This window comes from Luteibacter sp. GL_149, assembly GCF_057834065.1.
Map to the genome: position 1 here is coordinate 1039316 of NZ_CM174395.1, position 25487 is coordinate 1064802.

Consider the following 25487-nt stretch of genomic DNA (forward strand, 5'->3'; position numbering starts at 1 on the left):
TAATGAAGCGACGAATTTTTATGGCGCTTAGTTTTGCTTTGATGATGTTTATTATCGTCATTGCGATTGGCGTTCCGATGATTTACATAAGATGCTTTTTTGAAGGGAGGAATTTCGATATTTCACGTGTGTTAATAAATGGCATAAAATTTGCGGCTTATGCAGGGGGGATATCTGGTTTGCTTGCTCTGTCGCGAGCATGGTGAATTACGCCAAAATTCATCTCACTATCGGCACCGCAATCAACCACGAACGCGCAGTCGGTAGCAGCAAAAGCACCAACAAAAACGGCGGCGGTGAAATCGGCTATTCGGTCGGTGCACAGACCGGCTGGTACCTGACCGCGTCGGCAGGACGTGGCAAAGCAAGCGTCAATGGCCTGACCCATGCCGAAACGACTATCGACGCGGCCGATACGCTCACGTTGCTCTCCGGCAACGACACCACGATCAAGGGCGCGCGGCTAAAAGGCGACACCGTCCTCGGTGCCATTGGCGGCAATCTGCGTATCGAAAGCGAGCAGGACACCGACGATGTCGCAAACAAACAACAGCAGGCGGGCGGAACACTCGTCGCGGGCGTCGGTAGCCACGCCAACGTCAACCAGTACAAAGCCGATAGTCATTACACCGGCGTCAACGAGGTCAGCGGCATCGGTGCGGGCAAAGGCGGCTTCGACCTGACGGTCGGCGGCAACACGCACCTGAAGGGGGGCGTGATCGCCAGCGAGGCCGATCTGTCGAAGAACATCCTCAGTACCGGCTCGCTGATGTGGGAAAGCCTGACCAACGAGGCGAGTTACAAGACCCGTAGTGTCAGCGTCGGTGGGGGTTACAGCACGGGAAGCGGCGGCAGCTTCGCGCCGGGTGGCGCGGTGCCGCAGAACGGGAACCGTCGCAGTACGACCGACGCGGCGATAGCGGGCGGCACGATCAGCGTGCGCGATGGCTCGATGAATCTCGCCGGACTGAGTCGCGAGGCGAGTCTGGACAACCAGACACTGAAGCCGATCTTCGACGAGGCGAAGCTGCGCGAGCAAGCCGAGTTGGGCGCGGCGGCGGGACAGCTGGGCATGATGGCCGTCGGTTCCCTATCTGAAATGATGCAAGCCAAAGCCGCCGCGCAGAACGACGAAGCGAGCGTCGCGAAGTGGAGCGATGGCGGCACGAACAAAATCGTGTTGCATGGTCTGGTTGGCGCGGGCATGGCAGCGTTGGGTGGCGGTAGCGCACTGGACGCCGGCAAGGGCGCAGCGGGTGGCGAAGCGGTGGCGTTGGCGATAAATAAATTCCTGATCCATCAGGGTATCGACCCGCGCTCCGAAACCGGGAAAGCGCTACTGGACCTCGGCAGCATCGCTGTGGGTAGTGCACTGGGTGATGGTGCAGGTGGGGCGGCTGCGCTCTATGGTCAACAGTTCAACGAACAACTGCATCCAAAAACGATGGAGGCTATCGACGGAACGGTGCAGGCATTTGCGACGCAAAATGGCATCTCGGCCGAAGAAGCACAGCAACGTCTTTATCTGGCGGCGATGCGCTTGCAGGACGAATCGCTCGATCTGGCCATTGGCACCGATGCTATCGGTGGCGCAAAGGGCGTGGCGACCGATGATGCCGCGCTAGCGTTCCTGTCGGATCGCTTCGGATCAGGGCAAAACGGGACGGACTTGTTCCGGCCGGAAGCACGTAACGATGCGAGGCATAACGCCCACGAACTGGCTCAATATCTGAAAGCGCATCCGGATGCCGCGAGTGCTTACTACGCCGCGCAACTGAAGGGGCTGGAAGGGCGCGGTTGGGGACTGACTGAACAGGATCAGGCCGGAAAGCTAGCCGGTCTGGCCACGCAGGACTGGCGCGCGAACTACATGGTGGGTGAGAAGCTGGATGCCGAAGGGCGCAAGCTTCTGGACTTTTATGGGCAGTTGGCATTGTCCGGCGGTGGTGCGGGCTTAATAGCGGGTGTGCCGCTGCTTGGGGCTGTGCGTACGGGGACCGTGACGAAAGGAGCAACTGCCCTGCAATACTTGCTCGGCACTCGAGCGGGTATTGCTGCTACGTCTGCAGTAGTGAACATAGGCGCACAGGCGATTGGTGGAAAGCCCATCCGCTGGGCTAATGCTGGTTTTAGTGCGACTGCCGGTGCCTTGGCACCGGGAGGTAATCTTGTATGGACAGCGCTGGTGAATGGCACCGCAGGTGCTGCACAAACCTCTTTCAATAACGTTAGGTATCACGAGAATGAGAGTGTATTCGGTGCATTTCTTTTTTCGGGGGCAAGCGGAGCCGTTGGCCATGTAGCTGGTGACAGAGCTGCGGGATATCTTTTGAAGTTTCGCCCCGGCTCAATCGGCCCAGTGCTAATCGGAAACGCTCTTGGGGCGACGGCTCAGGAAGCTGCGGGAGCGGGCTTTGGTGCTCTTGGTGAGCACAAATGAATTTGCTTATCAGATCTCTCCAGTACGCGACTATAAGCATTTTTATCGGATCTATTTTTTATCTCATGTGCGTTGGTTTTGTGTTTATTCGTGCGCTCTACGAAAATCGATTTTTCAACTTGATGATCGTCCTCAACGTGCTATGGAAATATGGTGCGTACGTGAGTCTGGTCACATTTCTTCTCTACTTTCTCCCACTCCATCCGGGTAGCGATCCGTTATTAAAGCGTAGGCTCTGTGAGTCATGGAAAAGTCGACGAGCCCGAAAAATTATTTCCAAAGAGGCAAGTGGTTCTGATGGTCTGAAGAAATGACATGTAAAGGATTGCATTCCCTGCGCCGAGTGTCCTTCCCATCATCGTGCCTTAATGGGCGGTATTCATGATTTTCTCGCTGATAAAAAAGTCCTTCACCGGCGGATGCAATGAAAAGCCTTCGAACTATGGAGCATGATCTCGATGCTGCGATGCCGGAGGGACTTGCGACAGTTCATCGTGAGGCCACTGCCAAGTATGGTGATGCATTGGTGATTCGGTACGTACCCGGAAGTGATGTACGGGGGAGCGTCATACAACGCCAATACTATTGATTTGTGTACTCAAGGCAGGTGATTGCCGTGGCTACGGAAATCAATTTTGCATGGCGAATCGGGTGAGGACGACGAATTGTGGCCTTGCTCCATGTCGCCAGGGAGGTTTAGAAAATCGCAGTAACCAAGCATAAAAATCCATTGAGCGATATTTCGGCAACAAGGAGTGCCAATGCAACTGGAACGACAAGACAAAATAATAGCTGTAACTCTTCTCTTGCACAGCATCGCTGGGCTGAGGTTCATTTGGGCGATTTGGGTATACCGAATACCCGATGCAGCTTTTTTGCTCAGTAACGCGCTGCTCGTGGCGATTGGATTTGGCGCGGCGCTCGGGTGGTTCAAGCGCTGGACCTGGGGATTGTTCGCAGGTGTGCTGTTCTATGCGGTGCAGATTCCGCATATCCAAAGCCCCGATTTGACGTGGTCGTTTACGCTTGGCTTTCAACTGATATTTATGATGGGTTGGGGTAGCACGCATCTGGGATTCAATTTCCTCGCATTTGCCATGCTTGTCTGGATGTGGTGGCGGGGTCGTGCGCGAAATGGGTGTCGTGTACCTGACGTCGTTCCGCAGGATGGCTTGGCGCTGGCAATAGAGAGGGAGGCCGGGAAGGGGCAGGAGGGGGTTCGATGAGATCGCGAGACATAGTGAAACGGCGCCATCTTCAGAAGCTCTCACTTTTTCTGGCTGTTCTCCTCAGCGGCATCTACGCATGGACGGCGGTTTCAACCGCTGGGGTTTCACTCGATTACTTCATTGCTCTCGATGGCTTCCCCGGAGTGTTGTTCACTGTGGCTGCCGTCGCAAGCGTCTTTGCTTTGGGTCGACTTTGGATGAAGGGAGCACCTCCCGTCTTTGCTTGTGGTGTTGCGAGCAGCCTGTCGCTGCTGGCCTTCTTTGCAGCAACGCCGGTCGCTTCTGTTATTGCGATAAACATCGCCGCGTTGCCGCTCATAGTTGTTCTGGGGCTGATAGTCGATGATTTGGCCGCATGCAGGGCCGTGCCGCGTCGGTGCCATGAGGCGACGATTTTGTGCAAGGAAAGCGGTTACGCTCGCGCCCGGTCGATCTGGCGAAAGAGAACGTTTAACCGCGTCTACGCCGCTGCGGAAAGGAGGGCTGCGGATCGGTCTTCGATGCGGCGCTGGCTGGGGTATGTCGGTCATGCGTTTTGGTGGGGTTTCGTTGTCTGTTGTTTTGTTGAGTTCATCAGTACTTCGAAGGGTTGGGCGCTCAGGAGGTCTGCGCGCTGGGCGATGCAGGCCCACCAACACTCTCAAGAATATTCGTCGCATTTTTCGGAATAATCGAATGGTTGCGAGGGTGAGGGGCTGGGATGCTTTCCGGGTCGCCGAGTTCGGCGGCCGGGTGTCGAAACCCGCTTCGTTCAACCACGCAGGCCAGCGATTGCTGCCTGCGTTCACTCCCGCATGTTTACGGTGGGCGTGTCGGGCAGGCTTTGTCCTGGCCGGTGTTGGTTGAACGACCGGTTTTCGACCCCGACACGTCCGCCACCCTTTCGGGGGTGGCGGCCTATCGGGCACAAGGAACCGTCTATGTCGCATCTCACGCCTTCGTTACATGTCGCGTGTCCCCTTTGTGCGGGGAGCCTCGATCTTTCGGCGCAGCATTTACACGCCGCCGCTTACACCCGGATGGTGGCGATCAAGTCGCTTCTGCGGATGATGTCGTTGACCGCGCACGCCGATTTCGATCCGGACGAGATGGCGCAGGCTATGTCGTCGATGGGTGGATTGGCCGACGAGGCTCTGGACCTTGTTGTGGCGTTGTATCGGGCCAAGGCGGCGGATGCATTGGTGAATTGAGCGAATTTCCGCTGTTGTCGTAGGGGTGAGTTCACCGGCCCTAAATATCTCGGGCCTTTGGTCGATAGAGGCGGGTTGGATTTCGCGCCAGCTTCCTGTCGCATGCTTTAGCCGAACGTTTCAAGGTGCTCTGTCGATCGGTTCGCAGGGAAGAAGCGCGTCACCCGACGCGCGACACGGTTGTTTCAGGACGGACCGCCGTAGGGGTGGTTCAGAATATTTCGAGGGAGGAACGAAGTGAATTATCGAGTTTTGACGGTCGCAACCATGGTTACGCTGGCGGGCTGCGCGACGCACCCGAAGGGTGTCACGGCGGATCAGACGATGGCGTTTCGCGAGCGCGGCGTAGTCGTCGGTAATGTGACGAATGCTTCGACGGTGCAGGTGAAGACGAAGGGTCAGGCGCTGGGAAGTGCGGTGTTTGGCGTTGTCGCCGGTTCCGCGGCGGCGTCCAGTCCCGCGTCGATATCGCCGCAGGGTTTGCGCGAAGCGCAGGAGTTGGGCACGGTCACCGGCCAGACGGTACAACAGGTCGTGAGTAGTGCCGGCCAGCACGCGCAAACCCAGGCGCCGGCGCAGTTCATGGCGGAGTCGATCACCCGCACGCTGGCGGACCGTCCCGTGCCATCGGGTGATGCGGCATACCGCGTCGACATCAAGCAGGCGGTCTGGCTGCTCGATTACGACAGCATGTTCGGCAGCGACAATTACCGTTTGCACTGGGACCTTCGCGCGAAAATTCTCGATTCGGCGGGCGAAGTCGTGGCGACCTCGACATGCACGGGCGAGGGCGATGGCGCGCAGGCACTCGATGCCTGGAAAGCGGATGACTACGCGAAGGTGAAAGACGTGGCACGCAACGTGGGTGACGGTTGTGCCCGGAAGCTGCTGAACGATGTGGGTTTGCGCAGTTGATGACGGATCGTCTCGATGGCGAAGAGCGGAGACCATGCCCTCTGCTGTCGAGACGATTTCCTCTATATGTCTGAATTACCCCACGTGGCGTCATCGCAGGCTGTCATGACGTCGCATCTAAATGCCTTATTTTTCCAGACTAGCCGTCATGACGCCACGGGTGTCGATCTCTACATTGCTTTCGAAGCGATCGGTTAAGGCTGACGATTGCGTAAGAGCTGGGCTGTCGCAATCAGGCTCCCGGTTTGCAGTGAACGCCTGATCTGACGGACAGACGGGTGAGGATTGAACGACACAAGGAGTCATGGAATGAAGAAGCATATGTGGATGGGTGTGGCTGCTGTGGCGTGCTTCGCGGTGACCGGTTCGGTGATCGCGAAGGATGGGGCGGGGTGGTTTGTCGGGGCGCAGGTCGGCAAGGCGACGTCTTCTTTCGTGACGGTGCCGTACTTCGACGAGCGTGTGAAAGACGGTGGCGTAACGCTGGGCGTGAATGGTGGATATCGATGGGCGCTTGGCGATCGGTGGTCGTTCGGCCCCGAGCTGGCCTATCAGAAATTTGGCTCGTCGACGTTCACGGGCACCGACGATGTCGGTCCCTACGACGACAATCTGAAAACGTCGACGATCGCCTGGGGAGGCAATGTACGTTTTGCAATCTCCGACCGTTGGTATGTCACGGGGCGTGCGGGTTGGCAGAACTGGCGATCGTCGTCGTCTTTCCGGTCGGTCGAAGACCAGGTAAACCGTCGCATTCGCGACAATGGCAACTATCTGGGCCTTGGTGTTGGCATCAACGTCGCGCCGTCGTGGAGCGTCGGTCTGTCCGTGGACAAATACTGGATGGCTGCTCGCTCCGGTGAGGAGCGCATTCACTTCAATTTGCGCACCGTCCAGCTGTCGACCGAATACAGGTTCTAAGCTGTTTCCGATCGAGGGTCGGGACCTACGGGCTGTATCTTGAATCGACTGGCAAGGGTCGCCTCCTGGCCCTTGTCTCCTCCGACGATGGCGTGGCATCGCCATTCATCGCAATTGCGAGTCATTCGCATCTCGTCTACCATGTAGGCCCATACCGATCCGAAACCCCAGGGGCCACGCCAGCACATGCGCGATACCGTCGACCGGCAACGCCGCGCGTTCTGGCTTAAGCATCTGCACCAGTGGCACTGGATCAGTTCCGCGGTTTGCCTGATTGCGCTGGTTTTGTTCGCGGGCACGGGCTTCACGCTGAATCACGCCGGCAGTATCGAGGCGACACCGAAGGTGGAGCATCGCAAGACGACGCTGCCGGCCGACGTGTTGGCGACGCTGGCTGCGAGCGGCAAGTCGGCGCCGTTGCCTGCGCCGGTTCGCGACTGGATCGATACACGGATACATCTCTCGCTGGCGTCGAAAGATGCCGACTGGAGCGACGACGAAGTTTACCTCGCGCTGCCGCGTCCCGGTGGCGATGCATGGCTGAGTATCCAGCGGGATAGCGGCGAGGTGGAGTACGAAGTCACCGACCGCGGTTGGATTTCCTATCTCAACGATCTGCACAAGGGCCGCAATACCGGCGCGGTGTGGAGCTGGTTTATCGACATCTTCGCGCTGGCCTGCCTGATCTTCGCGATCACCGGATTATTCCTGCTGAAGATGCACGCCGCGCAGCGCGGCGCCACCTGGCCGATGGTTGCGCTCGGTCTGGTGCTGCCGCTGGTGCTGGTGCTGGTGCTGCTGTTCATTCACTGAAGGGGGTTTCATGCGTCGTCGTCTTATCGTTGCCGTCTGCCTCGCCGTCGCCGCGCCGGTGTTCGGTGCGGACATGAATCTCACCGTGAACATTCCCACGCTGAAGGTGGCCGAATATCACCGGCCGTATGTCGCCGTCTGGATCGAGCGCGAAGACCACACGGTCGCTGCGAATCTGGCGGTCTGGTACGACGTGAAGAAGGCCGACGGCGAAGGTGCGAAGTGGTTGAAGGACATGCGCCAGTGGTGGCGGCGCAGCGGGCGCGAGCAGACGATGCCGATCGACGGCGTGTCCGGCGCGACGCGTCCCGCCGGCCAGCATCAACTTTCGTTCTCCGATGGCAAGCCGCCGCTGGGCACGCTGGCGCCGGGCCACTACGAACTCGTTGTCGAGGCCGCGCGCGAAGTCGGTGGCCGCGACATGCAGCGCATTCCTTTCGACTGGCCGGCGACCAGACCCGCGCATCTCACGGCGCAGGGCAAGGACGAACTGGGCCTGATCAGCCTCGACCTCAATCCCTAATTCCCAGTAAGCATCAGGAGACGACCATGACACGTACTCTCGCCCGCGCGGTGCTCTGCCTCGCCCTTGCCCTGCCGCTGGCCGCACAGGCCCACAAGATGTGGATGGTGCCGTCGGCTACCGTGCTGTCCAGCGACGAGGCCTGGGTGACGGTGGACGCTGCGATCTCCAACGATCTGTATTACCCGGATCACTTCCCCGCGCAGTTGGACACACTGGTCATCACCGCGCCGGACGGCACGACGGTGAAGCCGGAGAATGCATCGACCGGCAAGTACCGCAGCACGTTCGATCTGGCCGTTCCGCAGAAGGGCACGTATCGCCTCGCCCTGGTGAATCAGGGGCTGACCGCCAGTTATGAACTCGACGGCCAGAAGAAGCGCTGGCGCGGCAAGGCAGGCGAGCTGAAAACCGGCGTCCCGGCCGGTGCGAAGAACGTGCAGGTGGGCGAGATGTCCACGCGAGTCGAAACCTTCGTGACGCAGGGCACGCCGAGCACCGGTGCGCTGAAGGCCACGAACGTCGGCCTCGAACTGATTCCCGTGACGCATCCGAACGACCTCGCGGCCGGCGAGCCGGCGACGTTCCGTCTGGTGCTGGACGGCAAGCCGGCGGCGAATCTGAAGGTTATTGCGATCCCGGGTGCCACCCGTTACCGCAACTCGCCGGACGAGATCGATACCACCACCGACAAGGACGGCAACTTCAGCATCACGTTCCCCGGTCCGGGCATGTACTGGGTGAACGCCAGTGCCGAAGACACCCATACCAGCGTCAAGGAAGCGAAGCAGCGTCGGCTGGCCTATACGGCCACGTTCGAAGTGCTGCCGCTTTGAGAGAAGCGGGGATTGGGGGTGGGAAGCGGGGGCGTGCTTCCGGCAAACGCTTGAGGGAACGAGAAGCGCCAGGCGGACGTTGCTTCCGCTGGGCGATACCAGCACCCTCAAGCGATCGCCGGAAGCACGCCCCCGCTTCCCACCCCCAATCCCCGCATTTCCCGCCCGTAATCCATTTGCCTGGCAGCGCGTTATAGCGTCCGGGCCTTTCCATCCGCGATGCCATCCATGAAAGCGATCCTCGTCCTGCTGCTTCTGTTGGTGGCTCCCCTGGCGACAGCGAACGACGTACGCCGGTTCGAAGGCGAGGTCATGGGAACGACCTGGTCGGTCAACGCCGTCCTTCCCGCCAAGGCCGATCCGGCGCGCATCCGTGCCGGCATCCAGGCCGAAGTCGATCGCGTCGACTTGCAGATGAGTACATGGAAACCGGCGTCCGATCTCAGCCGGTTCAACAGTGCGCCGGCCGGTACGTGGCAGGTGTTGCCTGTCGAGTTCTACGACGTGCTGAGCTATGCGCTGCAACTGGCGTCGTCGTCCGGTGGCGCGTACGACCCGACCGTGGGGCCGCTGGTGAATCTGTGGGGTTTCGGCCCGGAGCGTCACTCGCATGAAGCACCGACGCCGGAGGCCATCGCCACGGCGCGCGCGCGGGTTGGCTGGCAACGCGTCCAGCTTGATCCGAAGAACCATCGTGCGTTGCAGCCTGGCGGCGTTTACGTCGACCTGTCGTCGGTCGCGAAAGGTTTCAGCGTCGATCAGGTGGCACGCTGGCTCGATGCGCAGGGTATCGATGCCTATCTCGTCGAAGTAGGAGGCGAACTGCGCGGACGCGGCCGGAAACCCGATGGCACACCGTGGCATGTCGGTATCGAACGACCGGGTGCGGCGGCGGGCGCCGTCGACGACGTGGATCAGGTGGAGCGGATCGTCTCGCTGCGCGATCGCGCCATTGCTACCTCGGGTGACTACCGGCATTTCTTCGAAAGTGGCGGCAAGGTTTTTTCGCACCATATCGACCCGCGTACGGGCTATCCCGTCGCTCATAAAATCGCGTCGGTAAGCATCGTCGCGTCCGACTGCATGCACGCCGATTCGCTGGGTACCACGATGACGGTACTCGGTCCCGACGCAGGCATGGCGTATGCGAAGACTCATGGTATCGCCGTGCTCTTCGTTCTCTATGGCGAACATGGATTCGAAGAACGCATGTCGCCGGCGTTCGCGGCGGCGCTGAAGTCGTGACCGCATCGCGGCGGGCACTGCTGGGACAATGCCTGATCGGCGTGTGCCTGATCGCGGTCGCCGTCATGCTGTGGCGCTGGCATCGGGCCAGCCTGTTTTCCGCGAGCGGCGATTCGCAGCGTCTGGGTTGGGCGATTGCCATTACGTTGATCTGGACGGCCGGAAGCGTGGCGCTGGCTGTTGGGCGGCGTCGCGCGGGGATTTCCGCATCGCGCGCGATAGACGCGGCGGCAGGAGCGCCGGTCGCCGAACGTATTCTTGTCGTCCAGGCATCGCAGACGGGATTCGCCGAGGAGCTTGCGATGCGCACGGCGGAAGCGCTGCGCGATACGGGCATACCGGTCGACACTCGTACGATCGGACAGCTCGATGCGAGCACGCTTGCAGATTACGCGCGGGTGCTGTTCGTCGTCAGCACCACGGGCGAGGGCGATGCGCCGGACAGCGCGGTGGGGTTTCAGCGCGCCGCGATGTCCGCACCGCTTGCGCTTGGTCATCTGCGTTACGGCATTCTTGCGTTGGGCGATCGCGACTACGACGACTTCTGCGCATTCGGCCATAACCTCGAACACTGGCTGCATGCGTCCGGCGCGCTGCCGTTGTTCGATCTGGTGGAGGTCGACAATGGCGATGAGGGTGCGCTCCGGCACTGGCAGCACCATATCGGTCAGCTCAGCGGAAATACGGAGATGCCCGACTGGCAGCGTCCTTCGTATCAGGCATGGCGTCTGATCGAGCGGCGTCTACTCAATGCGGGCAGTCTTGGCGAAGCCTGTTTTCATGTGGCGCTGGTGCCCGGCGATACCTCGTGGCTGCAATGGAACGCGGGCGATATCGTCGAGATCGGTCCGCGGCATGGAGCCGCCGATATCGCGCGCTGGACGGAAGAGGCGGAACTTGTCGTCGATAGCGCGTTGACGAACCGGCTGGCTGGCGTGCACCTGCCGGTGCCCGATGCGGTTCGTGGATGCTCGCCCGATGTCTGGCTTCCGACACTCGCCGCGTTGCCGCATCGCGAATATTCCATTGCGTCGCTGCCGGGCGACGGTGCATTGCATCTGGTCGTGCGTCGGCAACGAGGCCCGGATGGTGCACTGGGCGTCGGTTCGGGCTGGCTGACGCAGCATGCGGCCGTCGGTGCGGAGATCGATGTTCGGGTGCGTCGTAACGCTGGTTTCCATGTGCCGGCCGACGATCGTCCTGTCGTGTTGATCGGCAATGGTACGGGCATCGCGGGATTGCGCGCCTTGCTGAAGCAGCGCATCGCGTCGGGACACCGGCGTAACTGGCTGCTCTTCGGCGAGCGGCAGGCGGCAGTGGATCGTCTGCATGTGGACGAGCTGGAAGCGTGGCGCGCGTCGCGGGATATCGAGCGGCTGGATCTGGTGTGGTCGCGCGATGGCGGCTCGTTGCGTTATGTGCAGGACGCGTTGCGCGCCGCGGGCGACGACTTGCGCCGATGGATCGCGGATGGGGCCAGCGTGTATGTATGTGGGAGTCTGGCGGGTATGGCGCCCGGGGTGGATATGGCGTTGCGTAGTGTGTTGGGCGATGTGCGTGTCGAAGAGCTTGCGGCGGCGGGGCGGTATCGGCGGGATGTGTACTAGCTATCCCTCACCGTCGCCCCTGCGCAGGGAGGGGCCCAAGGCGATAGTCGCTGGATGTGTAGCGGCGCGCAATCGCGCTCTTGAAGAGCTGAGCCGGCATTATCGTCACAACCGATTGCACCGCACTGGGTCCCTGCCTGCGCAGGGACGACGGTGAAGGTGGTTGTGGCGTGTGGCGTCTTCGGTGCGCTTAACGCACTACGGCAAGCCGCACCTTATCCCCGACCACCCCATCGAACCGCAGCCACGTCAGATCCGGCATCCATTCGATGCCTTCGCGCAGCTCTTCGGGATGATCCCCAGCCAACGCGATAACACGCGCACCGGCACGCATACCCGCTTCGATTCCCGCTGCGGCATCCTCGAACACCAGCGATTCCCCGGCCGTGACGCCGAAACGCCGTGCCCCCTCCAGATAACCTTCCGGATCGGGTTTGCCATGAGCGACGTCGTCGCCGCAGACCATTCGTTCGGGGGGCGTGATACCCGCACTCTTCAGGCGCGCCTCGGCCAGCTCCCGGTCGGCGGAGGTGACGATCGTCCAGCGGTCGGCAGGCAGCGATGCGAGCAGGTCGATAGCGCCGGGAATGGGCACGATGCCGTCGGTCTGTTCCAGTTCCAGTTTGTACAGATGCGCGGTCTCGGCGACCACATCCGCGCCCGGCGGCGCGAAGCTGCGTACGGAGTCGGCAAGACGAACGCCATGCAGGCGAGGCAGGACATAGTGCCAGTCGACACCGTGCCGCTCGCACCATGCTTTCCAGATACGTTCGACGGCGATGCGCGAGTCGATCAGGGTGCCATCCATATCGAATAGCAGGGCCCGTGCTTCGATGATGCGGCCGGCGGTCAGTTGCATGAGGTCTCCGGTAAGTGAGCGCGTCGCGTGACGACGAAGGCGTTCACCTTACCGGAGACCTGCGATTCCGTCAGCGCGCGGCCTGGGCCACGTGCGTGCGCACAGCCTCGTCGAGCAAGTTTTCGACGTCGCGCTGGGCGCGCTGGCTTGCTTCCCGCTGACGCTGCCCCAGTTCCGCCTGCTGCGAGCCGAGTTCGCCCTGCTGCATACCGAGTTTTGCTGCCTGCTCACCGATTTTGCTCTGTTCGACGGCGAGTTTGTTCTGCTCGCCTACCAGTACATCGCGTGCGCTGGACAGGCTCGGGTCGGACGCGCGTAACGACATTTCCGCCTGTCTCGTACCGAGCTTTGCCTGTTGGTAACCGAGTGACGCCTGCTGCTGTCCCAGGCCCTGCTGCTTCTGGGCGAGCGCTTGCTGTTTCCCGGCCAGGGCCTGCTGCTTTTCGCTCAGGTCGCTGACGGACGAGAAGGCCGACTGGATCTTCTTGATATACGTCTGATCGCGCACGACCCACTCGCCATCGGCGCGACGGAACCACAGCAGCGGTTCGTCACCCTTGCGCTGCTGCCTGGCGCGTTGCGCGTCGACACGCGTGCCGCTCATGAACATCGAACGGCCGTCCATGATGACGTAAGCGCTACGCGCGTCGCTGTCGAACGTGACCACACTGTGGTCGAACTCGCTGCCGAATGGCGCGGTCGGGGGCGGCGGTACGACGGGCGCCGGCGGAGCGCCGGGCGGCATGGGTTCGGGCGGGGCGGTAGGTAGCGGCGGAAGACTGGGGGCGACCGGCGCGGAATGTGCCTGCATGTCGGCGGCAGGTGCGACGTGGGCCGAGGCGACGACGCGATACGGCACCACGCCCGCCGCGGATACGGCGGCGACGAGGAGCCAGGCAAGCGCGCGGGGGCTCTTCTCGTTGGCATTCTGAAGCATGGTGAGTCTCCTTTTCAGGGTTTCGAACGTGGGGGAGGCGCCGCCGAGCGCATGCCGCGTATGCGGCGACACGCCCATGCGCAGTAGCAGACGTCCATAGGCTTGTGGCGCCTGACGGCCGCGACGCAGCACTTCCGCATCGCACGCCGCCTCTCGGGAAAGGGCGTATTCGCGCGTGGCGTAATGCACCAGGGGATGAAAGAAAAACAGGGCGCGCGCGAGGGCGGGAATCCAGCCAAGCCAGATGTCGCCGCGCCGTACATGGGCCAGTTCGTGGACGAGCGCCATCTCCAGCTCGCTGTCGTCCAGTGTGGCTTCGACGGGTAGTAGGATCGTGGGTCGCAGGATGCCGACCACCTGGGGCGAGACGATTTCCGCGGAACATGCGAGAGCGGGCGAACGGCGCAGGCCCAGGCGGCGCGCACGCTGCGACACCATCGTTTCAAGGCGTGCGTCGTCGTGGGGCAACGCGCGGGCGATCACGCCGCGGATACGGCGCCACTGCACGAAGGCGACGATAGCCTGGATGGCGACGATCGCTGCCCAGGCCGCGAACAACCATGTCGTCCACGCGATGCCTTGTGCTTCGGGCAGGGAAGGGACATGCGTGGCATGCCATGTCGTGGGCGGCATAACAATGATGGTGGTGGGTTCGATCGCGACGGGCCGCGGCGAGGGGAGCCACGGCAGTTGCCACGCCGTGCCGCTGAACAGGCCGGCGACAGCTTGCACGCCCACCAGCCACCACAGCAATGCACGTGTCGCGGCCGACAGCGAGGGGATGTATCGGGTCAGTGCATACACCACGGCGCCCAGTACGCAGGCTTGTAACGAGGTGTGCCCAAGGCGCAGGAGCAGGGTTTCGGCAAGGGCGTCCATGTCAGCGGCCTTTGCGCTTCGACTGGAGCGTACTGACCAGCGCTTCCAGCTCGGCCAGTTCGTTGTCGGTGACTTCGCCGCGTTCGGACATCCACGCGACAAAGGGCGAGACGGAACCGCGCAGGGTTTTTTCCACGAAGCTGCCCACGGCGCCGCGCATGACATCGGTCGCGCCGCTGCTGGCGCTGTAGCGGAAGGAACCTTCGGCGCGGCGGCGACCGAGATACCCCTTCGTGCGTAGCCGCTCCATCATCGTCAGAACCGTGGAGCGCGCCAGATTACGTGGCTCGCCGAAACCGGTCTGCACATCCGCTACCGAACTCTTCGGATGGCTGGAAACGTATTCCAGGAGGGCCAGTTCCTGGTCGCCGATGGATCGCTTTAGCATGGGGTATTACCTCTGACTACACGTGTAGGCAGGGTGCGCTTGACTACACGTGTAGTCAAGCATGACTTCCGGCATATCCGTCTGCATACCCCACAAACCAAAACGCCCCCGCCGAAGGCGGGGGCGTCTGGAATGCTTGTCGTTGCGCGCGGACGCTAGGGCGTCATGCGCGAACGGATCAGGCTGCCGCGTCCTTGAGCTTCTTCAGCGGGCGAACCTTGACCTTGACCGATGCCGGCTTGGCGGCAAACATGCGCTCTTCACCGGTGAACGGATCCTTGCCCTTGCGCTTCGGCTTGGCCGCAACAGCTACGGACGTGATCTTCAGCAGACCGGGCAGCGTGAACGAGCCAGCGCCCTTCTTGTGAATGGATGCAGCAATGACGGCTTCAAGCGAGGCCAGAACGGCCTTCACGCCCTTGCCTTCGACGCCGCTGTGCTCGACGAGATGGGCAACGAGCGTGGACTTCGACAGAGCGTCCTTGATCGGCTTGAGGGTGGCGGGAGCCTTAGCAGCGGCTTTGGCAGGCGCCTTGACGGCTTTCTTTGTCGCCGCCGATTTGGTGGTCTTGGCCATGGTTATCCTTGTCACGTGATCGAAAAGTTCGGCCGTTCCGGCCGGTGCCCAGCGGGCGACTCACTCTAGCGTTGCTTTGCGCCGTGTGAAATAGGGTAAGCGAGATTTTTTTCTCGTTTCGACCCTTTTTTTAAGGGGCGAAGGGGTCTTCATTCATTTCCGACCGTGATGCACCGCATCAGATGCCCGCATACCACTCGTATCCATTGTCTTCCCAGTACCCACCTTTGCCGCCTGCGATGCCGCCAAAGGAGTCCACGAATTCCAGCCCGCGGATGTATTTGGCCTGCTTGTAGCCGAGCTGGCGCTCGACGCGCAGCCTCAACGGCGCGCCGTTCGCGACGGGCAGATCCTTGCCATTCAGCGCGTAGGCAAGCAGTGTCTGCGGATGGCGGGCTTCGGTCAGGTCGATACTTTCGTAGTAAGGCGTGTCTTCTTCCATCTCGTCGAAGCAGTGGAAGACCACGTAGCGGGCGGCCGGTGTCGGAGCGACGCGATCGATCACGGCGGCCAGCGGTGTGCCGGTCCATTTGCCGATAGCGCTCCAGCCTTCGACGCAGTCGTGGCGGGTGATCTGCGTGCGGGTGCCAAGACCGCGCAGGTCCGCGATCGACAGTTGCAACGGCCGTGCCACGAGACCGTCGATCTGTAGCCGGTAGTCCCTGAAGCCGGATTCAAGCAGTGCCCGATAGTCGTCCGTATCCGGCATGGTGCTGCCGTTTGGCCGGAAAACCGCCGAAATATCGGCTTCTCCGTACTCTTTCGCCAGTGCCTGGGACGGCGAGAACAGCTTCTGCATCCGTCGCGTGACGTCTTCGGCCGTACCCAGTACGCGCGCGCCGGTGTCGCTGTTCGATATCCGGTCGCAGCCGGCGATGACGGCGCCGCCCAGCGCCAGAAGAGTATTGCGCAGGAACCGGCGGCGTTCAGTCATGGGGCGTCTCCTGCGGCTTTTCGGGTTTCACGCGGTAGTAGCCGGTGATCATGCCGCGCAGCTGGTTCAGCGGGCCCGTGATGATGACTTCCAGCACATGCACCACGATGAAGGCGACGAAACCGCACGCGATGACGAAATGGATGGTGCGGGCCGACTGCCGGCCGCCGACGAGGTCGACCAGTGGCGACAGCACTGCGTCCATGCGTGGCGACATGGCCAGCCCCATCAGGACGATGCCCCCGCCGAATACGACGAGGGCGACGAGGTAAGCGATGCGTTGCAGCACGTTGTAGCGAAGCGCCTCGTCGCCATGGGGATGGCGGAAGCGGAGGTGATCGACAATGGAGCGTCCCATACCGCGCCAGTCGCGCCACGTGGGGACGAGGTCGTCGCGCAGGTGCCGGCTGGCCAGCGACCAGGCGACATAGCAGAGCCCGTTGACGACGAAGAGCCACGCGAAAAAGAAGTGCCAGCGTCGTCCCATCGCGAGCCAGCCAGGACCGGGGATCGTCGCCCACGACGGGAAAGCACGCGGCTGAACCTCGGTACCGACGCGCGAGGCGCCGAGTATGCCGGTGGTGTCGAACGCATGGTTGCCGACCGTCGTGATGCCGCGCAGCTGGCCGTCGCTTTGTTGCGTGGCGCCTATTTTCAGGACTTCCTTGCCGGGATCGGAGCGGATGCCCCAGTACAGCGAGGGGTGGGCATTGAAGATCTGCAGTCCGCTGCCCAGCAGTACGAACAGGCAGACGACGTTGATCCAGTGCATGACGCGCACTGGCCAGCGATGGCGATAGACGAGGCGCGATCCGTTCGTGTCGGTCATGGGGCATCCGTCCGCATGGGGCGATATGGAGTATGACCCTGGGAACACGTGTTTGCTTACATGCGTGTTTTGGAACGTGATCGTTCGCGACGTCGTGCGGATGACGCGCTGAGGGCGACTGCCGTTGCCCCATATCGTCGTTCCTGCGCAGGCGGGAACCCAGAGCGATCGCGATCGGTTACTGCTCGACCCGATCCAGATGCCCAAGAGCAATCGCACTGGCCAGATCGTCCGGCGTATCCAGATCGAACGCGAGGGGACTTCCCTCGATCTCCCGCGGCGGGGCCTGCGAATCGCTCCACAGCCGCCTGAACCCCGCGTCGCCGCGAAGTTCATGGGCGCGGGCCAGCGTCGCCGGCCGCAGTACGACAGGCACGCCCGTCGCGTCGCCGTAACGCGTAACGGTGTCGCGGTCATACGTATGCGCGGCGAGCAACGCGTGAAGATGGTCGACGGTAAGCCCGATCTGATCGGTGACCAGAACGAGTACGGCCGTGTTGTTTCCTTCGAGTGCGCGAGCGCCGGCCTGGAGCGACGTCGCCAGTCCGTCGCGCCAGCGTGCGTTATGCGCGAAATGGACCGGGTGCGTCGACAAGGCGGCACGAATGGCGGTCTCGTGGTCTCCGGTAACCACGAGCAGTTCGCGTGGAGCGGTGGCTATCGCCATGCGTACGGCGCGCGCTACCAGCGTCTCGCCTTCGATGGTAAGCAATTGCTTAGGACGGCCGAGTCGCCGGCTTCCGCCGGCCGCGAGTATCAGGGCGACGTGGGTCCTGTTCACTGCGACGAGCGCGCGCGGTCGCTCTGCGAGAGCTGCGCCAGGATGGATACCGCGATGCCGTATGGCGTCTGCGCGCCGATGGGAATACCCGCCGGCAGATGCAGTCGTTGCAGCGCTTCGTCGTCGATGCCGTCGTCTTTCAGCCGGGCCAGCCGGGATTCGATCTTATGCCGGCTGCCGAGCACGCCGACCGCGAAAGCACGGGAACGCAGCGCGTGGAGAGCTACCTTGTGATCGGTTTCCGCATCGTGGCTGAGCGAATAGACGGCCGTCCATTCGTCCAGTGCCATCGCGTCCAGTGCCTGCTCCAGTGCGCGTGGATCGTAAGCGGCAAGGGCGATGCCATGCGGCGGAATCGCCGGTCCGTGCGGCCGTAGCAGCACGACCTCGACGCCGATCATGGGCGCGATACGTGCGAGGGCCAACGTCACCGGGTCGCCGCCGACGGCAACCACGCGTAGAGGTGGCGTGTGCACCCGTGCGTACTGCGACGGCGAGGCCTCGGCTTCGCCATCCACGATGCCCCAGTCGCCGGTGGCCCGGTGGGACAGCACCGTTACCGGTCGCCGTTCCCGTCTGGCCGTGGCCAGAAGGTTGCTGTACTCCCGAGGTCTGGCCAGTTCACGAACGAAGATGCCGATACGTCCGCCGCAGCTAAGCTGGATGTCGAGTACCGGACTGCCGACACCGTAGTCGAGCAGACGCGGTCGGCCATCGGCCATGGCCAGCAAGGCTTCGGCCGCTACCGCGGCTTCCACGCAACCGCCAGACACATAGCCAGCAACGCGACCGTCGCCCGCCACCAGCATTTCGCTGCCCAGAGGGCGCGGCGACGGCCCTTCCACGCTGACCAGCGTGGCGAGGGCGATTCGCTGGCCGTCGGCCAGCCATTCCCGCAGCGCGGGCAGCAGGTCGTCGCTGAGCGCGTACTCGGGCCATGCGGGCCAGTCGACGGTTTGGTCGGGTTCGCGCAAGACGTTCATGACCGAAGTCTGGCACGATGTCTCCATCGATAGCGTGAGCTGGCGGAAACGGCCTTCTCACGGCCGATATGGATAATGGAAGCCAATGACATCCCACCTCACCGACCGCCACGGACGTACCAAACGCAAGTTGCGGATATCGCTCACCGATCGCTGCAATTTTCGTTGTACGTACTGTATGCCGGAGCACCCCGACTGGCTGCCGCGTTCAAGCCTGCTCGAACGCGACGAGATCGTGCGGCTGGCGGGTCTGTTCGTCGATGAAGGCATTACCCAGATCCGGCTGACCGGCGGCGAACCGCTGCTGCGCCGCGACCTGCTGGAATGTGTCGTAGCGATCGACGCGCTGCGTGCACGCGGCTTGCAGCGGCTGTCGATGACCACGAACGCATCGCGCATCGCACCGAAGGCGCGGCAGCTCGTGGAAGCCGGCATCGACGACTTCAACGTCAGCCTGGACGCGGTCGACCCGGATACCTTCCGCGCGCTGACGCGCCGGGAGATCGAGCCGGTACTGGACGGCATCGACGCCCTGGCGGCCGCGGGGGCGAATGTGAAGCTCAACGCCGTCGTCATCCGCGGCAGTAACGAAAAAGACGTCGTGCCGCTGCTGGAATGGGCGATGGCGCGCGGTCTGCCGCTGCGTTTCATCGAATACATGCCGCTTGACGCACCCGGTCACTGGCAGCGCACCGCCGTGGTCACCGAACAGGAAATCCTCGACGCCATCGGCGCGACGCATCGGGTTCAGACGCAGGAGCGCGGACACGATCCGGCGACGCCTTATCTGATCGATGGCGAGTACCCGCTCGGTATCATCTCGACAGTGTCCAATCCTTTCTGTTCCACCTGCGATCGCCTGCGCATTACCGCCACCGGCGAGCTCTATACCTGCCTGTTCTCGCCGATCGGCATGCCCCTCGGCACCCGCATGCGCGAAGGAGTGGACGACGAAACGCTGCTCACCCAGCTTCGCCGCGCGGTCTGGCTGAAGGACGCGGGTTACGCATCGCATCCTGGCCCGGTGGACCGGCCTCTCACCATGCACGCGATGGGCGGCTGACCGCGACACGCGGCCGTTCGCTCCGGAGAATCCATGAAACATCTCGTTTTCGAACTCTTTGCCAACCTGCGCAAGCTCGCCGGTACAGGAGAGCTTCGTGTCGAAGCTGGCGACGCCGTGCTCAGTGTGGGCGACGCGCTGACCCTGCTGGCGCGCGAGCGCCCGGAACTGGCAGCCTCGCTGGAGCGCTGCGCCTGTGTGTCGGGCGACACCATCGTTCGCCGTGTCGATGCATTGCCCATCGATGGCCGCATTGCGCTGCTGCCGCCTGTGGCGGGAGGTTGACATGTCATTCGACGACGTTATCAGCGCCGAACCCCTTGCCGTCGAGCCGTTGCTGGCGCTGGACGAGTATCCCGAATGCGGCGGTCTGGCCATGTTCGTGGGAACGGTTCGCGATCACCATGAAGGTCGCGCGGTGTCGCGCCTTGCGTATACCGCGCACGGGCCGCTTGCCGCGAAGATCATCCGCGAAGTGGAGGCGACGACGCGCGCGCGTTTCGGTGTGCCCTATTGCCGCGTGCGCCATCGTGTCGGCGAACTGGGTATCGGCGATATCGCCATCGTATGCGTGGTGCGCGCGCCGCATCGTGCCGAAGCGTTCGAGGCCTGCCGCTACGCGGTCGATGCCGTAAAACACGGTGCGCCGATCTGGAAAGAGGAATTCTACGTCGACGGTACGAGCGCCTTCGTGGAAGGCTGCTGCATACGCGACGACTTGGACGACCACGCCGCGCGCGACTATTCGCATACGAGCCACGATCACGCATGAAAGACGTCAGCCAGAAGCCCGATTCGCTGCGCAAGGCGCGCGCCACCGCCACGCTTCATGCACCGGCTTCATGTATCGACCTGCTGCGCAGTGGCGAGACGGAAAAAGGCGATCCGCTGAAGACCGCGCGCGTTGCCGGCATTCTTGCCGCCAAGCGCACCGACGAACTGATTCCGTTATGCCATCCGCTGCCCATCCATCGCGCGGATATCAGCTACGAACTCGCGCAGACGCATGTGCGAGTGATCGCCGAAGTGCAGACCATCGGACCGACCGGCGTGGAAATGGAAGCGCTGGTCGCGGCGAGCATGGCAGCGCTCACGTTGTACGACATGCTCAAGCCGTATGCCGAACCGGAAGACCTGCATATCGAAGACTGCCGCCTGGAGCGCAAGATCGGCGGCAAGTCGCATTTTCGCCGTCGGCTCGCCGCGCCGCGTAGCGCGGCCGTGGTCGTGCTGTCCGATACAGTGGCCAGCGGAGCGAAGTCCGATACGGCTGGCGCATCGGTACGTGCGTCGCTGGAGAACGCGGGTTTTTCGCCGGTCGATGACGCGATCCTGCCCGACGATGCGGGCAAACTGCACGACCATCTGCGCGAGCTGATCGATCGTGGCGTCGATCTTGTGATTACCGTGGGCGGTACGGGCCTGGGTCCGCGCGATGTCACCATCGACGTCGTGCGTCCGCTTATCGATGTCGATATTCCCGGCATCATGGAAACGGCACGTGCGTTCGGTCAGCAACGCATGCCGTACGCGATGCTTTCGCGCGGCATCGCCGGTTATGCGCGCGAAACGCTGATTCTTACATTCCCGGGTAGTCGTGCCGGTGCCGAGGAATCGCTTGCCGCCGTGCTTCCCGGCATCGTGCATCTCGTCGAAACCGGCCGTTCGGGCGGCACCCATCCCGGTGGCTACGGCGAGGCGCACTGAGTGTTGCTGCCTATCGAAGGCGCGTTGGACGAATACCGTCGCACGGTCGTACGACTGGATACCGAGAGTGTGCCGGTCGAAGCGGCCCTGGGAGCTGTGTTGGCCGAGGCTCCGGCCGCGCGTATCGACCTTCCGCGTTTCACCCAGAGTTCGGTCGACGGATACGCCCTGCGTTCCGTCGACGGCATGGCGTCGCGGGAACTGGTCGGCACGTCCGCAGCGGGCGATCCCTCGGGCGCGGTCGTGGGGCCGGGACAGGCGGTGCGTATTCTCACGGGTGGCATGTTGCCGGAGGGTGCCGACGCCGTGGCGCGGCAGGAGATCGTCGATCGCGATGGTTCTCACGTGCGCTTGCGCGAAACGGTTACCGAGCGCACGGCTATCCGATACGCCGGCGAAGAGCTTGCGGCCGGTACGGCCATAGCGAGGATCGGACAGCGCGTGACGTCCGGTCTGATCGCCGCCCTGGCTATGGCGGGTATCGATAGCGTGTCGATACGGCGTCGGCCGCGTATCGCGGTTCTGATTACGGGCGATGAAGTACTGCGGGTCGGTGCATCGCTGGGGCCGGGTCAGATTTACGACGCAAACGGTCCCTTGCTGCGCTCGTGGTTTATCGAGCAAGGCTATGGCGAGCCGTCCGTGGTTTATGTACCGGATGACGAGCAGGCGCTTACCGACGCGATGCGACAGGCACTCGATGTCGCCGACCTCGTCGTGACCAGCGGCGGCGTGTCGGTTGGCGATCGCGACTTCGTGCCGGCCGTGGCGGAAAGCCTCGGTGTGCGAAAGGTGTTCTGGAAGGTGGCACAGAAGCCCGGCAAACCGCTGTGGTTCGGTATGCGTGGCGCGACGGCGCTACTTGGCATGCCGGGCAATCCCGCTGCCGTGCTGGTTTGCCTCGCCGTCCATGGGAGGGCGATTCTGGGACACATGGAGGGAGTGACCCAGGCGTTGCCCGCGTGGCGTGGCGGCGTGCTGGCTGCGGCCGTAGAGGCCGATCCCGAGCGGGACCGGCTGGTACGCATGCGGCTGGACGACACCGACGGCGTCGCGCGACTGGAAGTCCTGCCGAAACAGGACTCCCACATGCTGAGCAATCTGGCGTCGGCCCACGCGCTGGTATGGCTACCGTCGCGCGAAGCGTCGTTCAGCGCCGGCGAACGCGTGCGCTGGCTGACGCTTTGACTTACGAGCGGTCTTACCAGGCTTTGACGTCGACAACCGTCACGGTGTAGTCCGACATGTCGGGCTGGTAACGGAAGAGACGGCCGAGGTCGAAATCGACGTTCTGGCCCGGGGCGATGTTGGAGGTGCCCGCCGGCCAGCCCTGCTTGCTCTGGATGATCTTGCCCGTAGCGTCCTTGGCATCGATACGGATCTGCGCGGCGGCGGCTTCGCCACACTTGTTGGTCAGCTGACCCTTCATGGTGAAACGCGGCTGGCCCGAACCCTGGGCGAGCTTCACGTTGAAGCCGTCGACGGAAAAGTCCTTGGCGGCGCACGCGGCGTGGGCGCTGAGCGGGGCGGCGAGAAGAAGAGCGGCGGCGATGGCGATTTTCATGTCGTTGACCTGAGGGGAGGGAAGACACCCTCGGGGGAGGGCGTTACCCCAGCTATCGGCAGGTGCTGACAGGACTTTAGGGCGAGGGCTGGCAGAGCACGCCCGCGTTCATCTCAACGTGTCGCCTCGTTCGATGTCGCCCCTGCGCAGGCAGGGGCCCAGAGCGGTGCGGCGGGTTTTCGCGGGAGCGCACCGTTCTGCTCTGAAAGCCCGAACATGTGGTGTCGCTAAAACCGTGCTCATGGCGTTGGGCTCCTGCCTGCGCGGGAGCGACGATGAGGGGCTGGTGGATTCAACTGGCGAGCTGCGTCGCTCGCGGCCACGCAGGGGTTCAATCCAGCGCGAACATGTCCGCTTCCGGCACGCCACTTTCAGGCTCGAACCACTTCCGCACCGGGGCGAAGCTCCGGCGGTGGGCATCGCAAGGCCCCAGCCGGCCCAGCGCGTCCAGGTGTTCGGGCACGCCGTAACCCTTGTGCTTCGCGAATCCATAACCCGGATACAGGGCCTCCAGCTCGTGCATGTGCCGGTCGCGGCTGACCTTGGCGATGATCGAAGCCGCGCTGATGGACGGCTCCGTCGCATCGCCGCCGACGACGGCGCGACCCTGGCAGGGCAGTGTCTTCGGCAGGCGATTGCCGTCGATCAGGGCGACATGAGGCGCGAGCGACAGGCCCATGAGCGAGCGGGTCATGCCGATCATGGTGGCCTGGAAGATATTGATACGATCGATTTCGTCGCGTTCGACGAATATCACGGTCCAGGCAAGTGCGCGTTCGACGATGCGGCCATAGAGCTTCTCGCGAACGGCTTCGTTGAGCTGCTTGGAGTCGTTCAGTCCGCGAATCGGTCGCGCGGGATCGAGGATGACGGCGGCGACCACGACAGGCCCGGCCAGCGGTCCGCGGCCAGCCTCGTCCACGCCCGCGACGATAAGTCCGGGTTCCAGGCTCGAGGTGACGTTGCGCTTGCGTGGCATGGCGGGCGGGTTCTATCTGACCTGACCGGCCGAGTTGGTGGGCAACGGCGGCAGCAGATCGGCGATGGCGTCGGCGGCATGATCCGCCGCGAGGCCTTCGAGGCCGCCCCGAAGTTCCTGGTGCAGGTATTCGAACGCGGCGACGATGGCGCCGCGACGTTCGCTGTCGCCCAGCAATTCGATGGTCGCGTGGGCGAGATTGTCGGCAGTGCAGTCGTCCTGCATGAATTCGGGGACGAGCAGGCTGTTTCCCAGTCCGCATGCGCGCGCAAGGATGTTGGGCAGCGCGTACACATCGGTTTTCAGCATTTTCAGCGCGCGAGCGATGCGATAGCTAACCGGGGCCACGCGATAGCCGACGACCATGGGGCGTTTGGCGAGCATGGCCTCGAGCGTGGCCGTACCCGAAGCGAGGAGTACCGCATCGGCGGCCAGCATGGCTTCGTGGGAGTGCCCTTCGACCAGCAGCGGCGTGGCCGCGCCGGCAACCGCGAACGTTGAAAGCAGCGATGCGAGCCGCGCATGCACCGCCGGATTGGCGGCCGGAACGACGATGCGAACCTGCGGCATGGCGGTCGCGACGCGTGCGGCGGCATCGAGGAAGATGGTGCCGAGACGCTCGATTTCGCTTGGCCGGCTACCCGGCAGAACGGCCAGTACCGGTGCATCGTGGGGCAGGGCCAGCGCATCGCGTGCGGCGGCGCGGTCCGCGACAAGGGGAAAGCGATCGGCCAGGGGGTGACCGACAAAGCGCGCGTCGACACCGTGGCGCTGGTAAATCGATGGCTCCATGGGGAACAGACACAGCACACGATCGGCGGATTGGCCGATTTTCTCGGCGCGCTTTTCGCGCCATGCCCAGACCGATGGACTGACGTAGTGCACGGTACGCAGGCCGGCCGCTTTGAGCTTGCGCTCGACGCCCAGATTGAAATCCGGCGCGTCGATACCGACGACGACGTCGGGTCGCGCGGCGAGCAGGCGGGTCGTGATATCGCGGCGAAGTTTCAGCAGGCGTGGCAGATGGCGCAGTACTTCGGCGAAGCCCATGACGGACAGTTCGCGGATGTCGTACCAGGATTCGAAGCCCTGGGTGAGCATGCGGGTTCCGCCGATACCGACGAAGCGGGCGTGGGGGAAGCGCGCACGCAGGGCGGCGATCAGGTCGGCGCCGAGCTGGTCGCCGGAATCTTCACCGGCGATCAGGGCGATGAGAGGGCCCGATGGCGCGACGGTCGTGCTCTGCATGATGGATGCCTCCTGCAGTGGGCGAAAGCGATGTTACAGC

At 63.0% G+C, this 25487-nt stretch carries 28 protein-coding genes; 17 read left to right on the forward strand and 11 right to left on the reverse strand.

Translation table 11 applies throughout. The features are described from left to right. Positions 1-2: 2 nt before the first annotated feature. The 12 genes from AC3IR3_RS04570 to AC3IR3_RS04625 all read left to right on the forward strand — a co-directional run bounded on the left by AC3IR3_RS04570 (position 3) and on the right by AC3IR3_RS04625 (position 11719). Positions 3-206 carry a hypothetical protein gene (locus tag AC3IR3_RS04570; protein ID WP_489195827.1) on the forward strand — a complete coding sequence of 68 codons (204 nt, stop codon included), beginning with the start codon at positions 3-5 and terminating at the stop codon, positions 204-206. After that, positions 203-2440 carry a hemagglutinin repeat-containing protein gene (locus tag AC3IR3_RS04575; RefSeq protein WP_489225037.1) on the forward strand — a complete coding sequence of 746 codons (2238 nt, stop codon included), beginning with the start codon at positions 203-205 and terminating at the stop codon, positions 2438-2440. Before AC3IR3_RS04570 ends, AC3IR3_RS04575 begins: the two co-directional genes overlap by 4 nt. 761 nt (positions 2441-3201) lie before the next feature. Next, positions 3202-3666, forward strand: coding sequence for a hypothetical protein (locus AC3IR3_RS04580; RefSeq protein ID WP_489195829.1), 465 nt, complete (start codon positions 3202-3204; stop codon positions 3664-3666). 14 nt (positions 3667-3680) lie between these two features. After that, the gene (locus AC3IR3_RS04585; RefSeq protein ID WP_489195830.1) at positions 3681-4340 is read left to right on the forward strand and encodes a hypothetical protein; all 660 of its coding nucleotides are present in this window, start codon (positions 3681-3683) and stop codon (positions 4338-4340) included. Between the two features lie 249 nt (positions 4341-4589). Further along, positions 4590-4859, forward strand: a complete 270-nt coding sequence (locus AC3IR3_RS04590; protein ID WP_489195831.1) for a hypothetical protein — start codon at positions 4590-4592, stop codon at positions 4857-4859. 237 nt (positions 4860-5096) lie between these two features. Beyond that, positions 5097-5774, forward strand: coding sequence for a hypothetical protein (locus AC3IR3_RS04595; protein WP_489195832.1), 678 nt, complete (start codon positions 5097-5099; stop codon positions 5772-5774). Positions 5775-6083: 309 nt separating this feature from the next. Continuing rightward, complete coding sequence (locus tag AC3IR3_RS04600) at positions 6084-6695, forward strand: outer membrane beta-barrel protein (RefSeq protein WP_489195833.1); 612 nt, start codon at positions 6084-6086, stop codon at positions 6693-6695. A 186-nt stretch (positions 6696-6881) separates the two neighbouring features. Beyond that, positions 6882-7508 carry a PepSY-associated TM helix domain-containing protein gene (locus AC3IR3_RS04605; RefSeq protein ID WP_489195834.1) on the forward strand — a complete coding sequence of 209 codons (627 nt, stop codon included), beginning with the start codon at positions 6882-6884 and terminating at the stop codon, positions 7506-7508. A 10-nt stretch (positions 7509-7518) separates the two neighbouring features. Beyond that, positions 7519-8031, forward strand: a complete 513-nt coding sequence (locus AC3IR3_RS04610) for a DUF2271 domain-containing protein (protein ID WP_489195835.1) — start codon at positions 7519-7521, stop codon at positions 8029-8031. 26 nt (positions 8032-8057) lie between these two features. After that, positions 8058-8867 (forward strand): DUF4198 domain-containing protein, encoded by an 810-nt coding sequence (locus AC3IR3_RS04615; protein ID WP_489195836.1) that lies wholly within the window; start codon positions 8058-8060, stop codon positions 8865-8867. Positions 8868-9095: 228 nt separating this feature from the next. Continuing rightward, on the forward strand, positions 9096-10112 hold the full coding sequence (locus tag AC3IR3_RS04620) for an FAD:protein FMN transferase (RefSeq protein WP_489195837.1): 1017 nt from the start codon (positions 9096-9098) through the stop codon (positions 10110-10112). Then, on the forward strand, positions 10109-11719 hold the full coding sequence (locus AC3IR3_RS04625; RefSeq protein WP_489195838.1) for a sulfite reductase subunit alpha: 1611 nt from the start codon (positions 10109-10111) through the stop codon (positions 11717-11719). The genes AC3IR3_RS04620 and AC3IR3_RS04625 overlap by 4 nt, the downstream gene beginning before the upstream one ends. Positions 11720-11909: 190 nt before the next feature. On the opposite strand, the gene AC3IR3_RS04630 is transcribed toward AC3IR3_RS04625, so the two are convergent. From AC3IR3_RS04630 to AC3IR3_RS04665, 8 genes are all read right to left on the reverse strand, one after another. Continuing rightward, positions 11910-12578, reverse strand: coding sequence for an HAD-IA family hydrolase (locus AC3IR3_RS04630; RefSeq protein ID WP_489195839.1), 669 nt, complete (start codon positions 12576-12578; stop codon positions 11910-11912). 70 nt (positions 12579-12648) lie between these two features. Continuing rightward, positions 12649-14394, reverse strand: a complete 1746-nt coding sequence (locus AC3IR3_RS04635; RefSeq protein ID WP_489195840.1) for a M56 family metallopeptidase — start codon at positions 14392-14394, stop codon at positions 12649-12651. Position 14395: 1 nt separating this feature from the next. Beyond that, positions 14396-14782 (reverse strand): BlaI/MecI/CopY family transcriptional regulator, encoded by a 387-nt coding sequence (locus AC3IR3_RS04640; RefSeq protein ID WP_489195841.1) that lies wholly within the window; start codon positions 14780-14782, stop codon positions 14396-14398. A gap of 178 nt (positions 14783-14960) precedes the next feature. Continuing rightward, on the reverse strand, positions 14961-15359 hold the full coding sequence (locus tag AC3IR3_RS04645; protein ID WP_132141910.1) for an HU family DNA-binding protein: 399 nt from the start codon (positions 15357-15359) through the stop codon (positions 14961-14963). A 178-nt stretch (positions 15360-15537) separates the two neighbouring features. Then, positions 15538-16293, reverse strand: coding sequence for a molybdopterin-dependent oxidoreductase (locus AC3IR3_RS04650; protein ID WP_489195842.1), 756 nt, complete (start codon positions 16291-16293; stop codon positions 15538-15540). Continuing rightward, complete coding sequence (locus AC3IR3_RS04655; protein ID WP_489195843.1) at positions 16286-17122, reverse strand: cytochrome b/b6 domain-containing protein; 837 nt, start codon at positions 17120-17122, stop codon at positions 16286-16288. The genes AC3IR3_RS04650 and AC3IR3_RS04655 overlap by 8 nt, the downstream gene beginning before the upstream one ends. 178 nt (positions 17123-17300) lie before the next feature. Further along, on the reverse strand, positions 17301-17903 hold the full coding sequence (locus AC3IR3_RS04660; protein WP_489195844.1) for a nucleotidyltransferase family protein: 603 nt from the start codon (positions 17901-17903) through the stop codon (positions 17301-17303). After that, positions 17900-18886, reverse strand: a complete 987-nt coding sequence (locus AC3IR3_RS04665; RefSeq protein ID WP_489195845.1) for an XdhC family protein — start codon at positions 18884-18886, stop codon at positions 17900-17902. Before AC3IR3_RS04665 ends, AC3IR3_RS04660 begins: the two co-directional genes overlap by 4 nt. A gap of 85 nt (positions 18887-18971) precedes the next feature. Between AC3IR3_RS04665 and moaA the strand changes: the two genes are divergently transcribed. Genes moaA through AC3IR3_RS04690 form a run of 5 tightly spaced genes read left to right on the forward strand, consistent with a single transcriptional unit; the run spans position 18972 to position 22844 of the window. Continuing rightward, on the forward strand, positions 18972-19949 hold the full coding sequence (moaA, locus tag AC3IR3_RS04670; RefSeq protein WP_489195846.1) for a GTP 3',8-cyclase MoaA: 978 nt from the start codon (positions 18972-18974) through the stop codon (positions 19947-19949). A gap of 33 nt (positions 19950-19982) precedes the next feature. After that, positions 19983-20234 (forward strand): MoaD/ThiS family protein, encoded by a 252-nt coding sequence (locus tag AC3IR3_RS04675; protein WP_489195847.1) that lies wholly within the window; start codon positions 19983-19985, stop codon positions 20232-20234. A 1-nt stretch (position 20235) separates the two neighbouring features. Beyond that, on the forward strand, positions 20236-20721 hold the full coding sequence (locus tag AC3IR3_RS04680) for a molybdenum cofactor biosynthesis protein MoaE (protein WP_489195848.1): 486 nt from the start codon (positions 20236-20238) through the stop codon (positions 20719-20721). Then, entirely contained in the window at positions 20718-21656 is a 939-nt protein-coding gene (moaCB, locus tag AC3IR3_RS04685; RefSeq protein WP_489195849.1) for a bifunctional molybdenum cofactor biosynthesis protein MoaC/MoaB, read from the forward strand. Before AC3IR3_RS04680 ends, moaCB begins: the two co-directional genes overlap by 4 nt. After that, entirely contained in the window at positions 21657-22844 is a 1188-nt protein-coding gene (locus AC3IR3_RS04690; protein WP_489195850.1) for a molybdopterin molybdotransferase MoeA, read from the forward strand. It begins immediately after the preceding gene. Positions 22845-22857: 13 nt separating this feature from the next. Here AC3IR3_RS04690 and AC3IR3_RS04695 read toward each other — a convergent pair whose 3' ends face one another. The 3 genes from AC3IR3_RS04695 to lpxB all read right to left on the reverse strand — a co-directional run bounded on the left by AC3IR3_RS04695 (position 22858) and on the right by lpxB (position 25447). Next, positions 22858-23220, reverse strand: a complete 363-nt coding sequence (locus AC3IR3_RS04695; protein WP_489195851.1) for a hypothetical protein — start codon at positions 23218-23220, stop codon at positions 22858-22860. Between the two features lie 331 nt (positions 23221-23551). Beyond that, positions 23552-24199 carry a ribonuclease HII gene (gene rnhB / locus AC3IR3_RS04700; RefSeq protein WP_489195852.1) on the reverse strand — a complete coding sequence of 216 codons (648 nt, stop codon included), beginning with the start codon at positions 24197-24199 and terminating at the stop codon, positions 23552-23554. A 12-nt stretch (positions 24200-24211) separates the two neighbouring features. Next, positions 24212-25447: a lipid-A-disaccharide synthase gene (gene lpxB / locus AC3IR3_RS04705; protein ID WP_489195853.1), complete on the reverse strand. Its 1236-nt coding sequence runs from the start codon at positions 25445-25447 to the stop codon at positions 24212-24214. Between the last annotated feature and the right edge of the window lie 40 nt (positions 25448-25487).

What these genes read in the sequence shown, in the direction of transcription:
- moaCB (WP_489195849.1), top strand. Translation starts at nt 20,718, where the DNA reads ATGAAAGACGTCAGCCAGAAGCCCGATTCGCTGCGCAAGGCGCGCGCC.
- AC3IR3_RS04580 (WP_489195829.1), top strand. Translation starts at nt 3,202, where the DNA reads ATGCAACTGGAACGACAAGACAAAATAATAGCTGTAACTCTTCTCTTG.
- AC3IR3_RS04605 (WP_489195834.1), top strand. Translation starts at nt 6,882, where the DNA reads ATGCGCGATACCGTCGACCGGCAACGCCGCGCGTTCTGGCTTAAGCAT.
- AC3IR3_RS04610 (WP_489195835.1), top strand. Translation starts at nt 7,519, where the DNA reads ATGCGTCGTCGTCTTATCGTTGCCGTCTGCCTCGCCGTCGCCGCGCCG.
- AC3IR3_RS04650 (WP_489195842.1), bottom strand. Translation starts at nt 16,293, where the DNA reads ATGACTGAACGCCGCCGGTTCCTGCGCAATACTCTTCTGGCGCTGGGC.
- AC3IR3_RS04590 (WP_489195831.1), top strand. Translation starts at nt 4,590, where the DNA reads ATGTCGCATCTCACGCCTTCGTTACATGTCGCGTGTCCCCTTTGTGCG.
- rnhB (WP_489195852.1), bottom strand. Translation starts at nt 24,199, where the DNA reads ATGCCACGCAAGCGCAACGTCACCTCGAGCCTGGAACCCGGACTTATC.
- AC3IR3_RS04570 (WP_489195827.1), top strand. Translation starts at nt 3, where the DNA reads ATGAAGCGACGAATTTTTATGGCGCTTAGTTTTGCTTTGATGATGTTT.
- AC3IR3_RS04680 (WP_489195848.1), top strand. Translation starts at nt 20,236, where the DNA reads ATGTCATTCGACGACGTTATCAGCGCCGAACCCCTTGCCGTCGAGCCG.
- AC3IR3_RS04615 (WP_489195836.1), top strand. Translation starts at nt 8,058, where the DNA reads ATGACACGTACTCTCGCCCGCGCGGTGCTCTGCCTCGCCCTTGCCCTG.
- AC3IR3_RS04665 (WP_489195845.1), bottom strand. Translation starts at nt 18,886, where the DNA reads ATGAACGTCTTGCGCGAACCCGACCAAACCGTCGACTGGCCCGCATGG.
- lpxB (WP_489195853.1), bottom strand. Translation starts at nt 25,447, where the DNA reads ATGCAGAGCACGACCGTCGCGCCATCGGGCCCTCTCATCGCCCTGATC.
- AC3IR3_RS04645 (WP_132141910.1), bottom strand. Translation starts at nt 15,359, where the DNA reads ATGGCCAAGACCACCAAATCGGCGGCGACAAAGAAAGCCGTCAAGGCG.
- moaA (WP_489195846.1), top strand. Translation starts at nt 18,972, where the DNA reads ATGACATCCCACCTCACCGACCGCCACGGACGTACCAAACGCAAGTTG.
- AC3IR3_RS04630 (WP_489195839.1), bottom strand. Translation starts at nt 12,578, where the DNA reads ATGCAACTGACCGCCGGCCGCATCATCGAAGCACGGGCCCTGCTATTC.
- AC3IR3_RS04600 (WP_489195833.1), top strand. Translation starts at nt 6,084, where the DNA reads ATGAAGAAGCATATGTGGATGGGTGTGGCTGCTGTGGCGTGCTTCGCG.
- AC3IR3_RS04635 (WP_489195840.1), bottom strand. Translation starts at nt 14,394, where the DNA reads ATGGACGCCCTTGCCGAAACCCTGCTCCTGCGCCTTGGGCACACCTCG.
- AC3IR3_RS04655 (WP_489195843.1), bottom strand. Translation starts at nt 17,122, where the DNA reads ATGACCGACACGAACGGATCGCGCCTCGTCTATCGCCATCGCTGGCCA.
- AC3IR3_RS04640 (WP_489195841.1), bottom strand. Translation starts at nt 14,782, where the DNA reads ATGCTAAAGCGATCCATCGGCGACCAGGAACTGGCCCTCCTGGAATAC.
- AC3IR3_RS04675 (WP_489195847.1), top strand. Translation starts at nt 19,983, where the DNA reads ATGAAACATCTCGTTTTCGAACTCTTTGCCAACCTGCGCAAGCTCGCC.
- AC3IR3_RS04695 (WP_489195851.1), bottom strand. Translation starts at nt 23,220, where the DNA reads ATGAAAATCGCCATCGCCGCCGCTCTTCTTCTCGCCGCCCCGCTCAGC.
- AC3IR3_RS04620 (WP_489195837.1), top strand. Translation starts at nt 9,096, where the DNA reads ATGAAAGCGATCCTCGTCCTGCTGCTTCTGTTGGTGGCTCCCCTGGCG.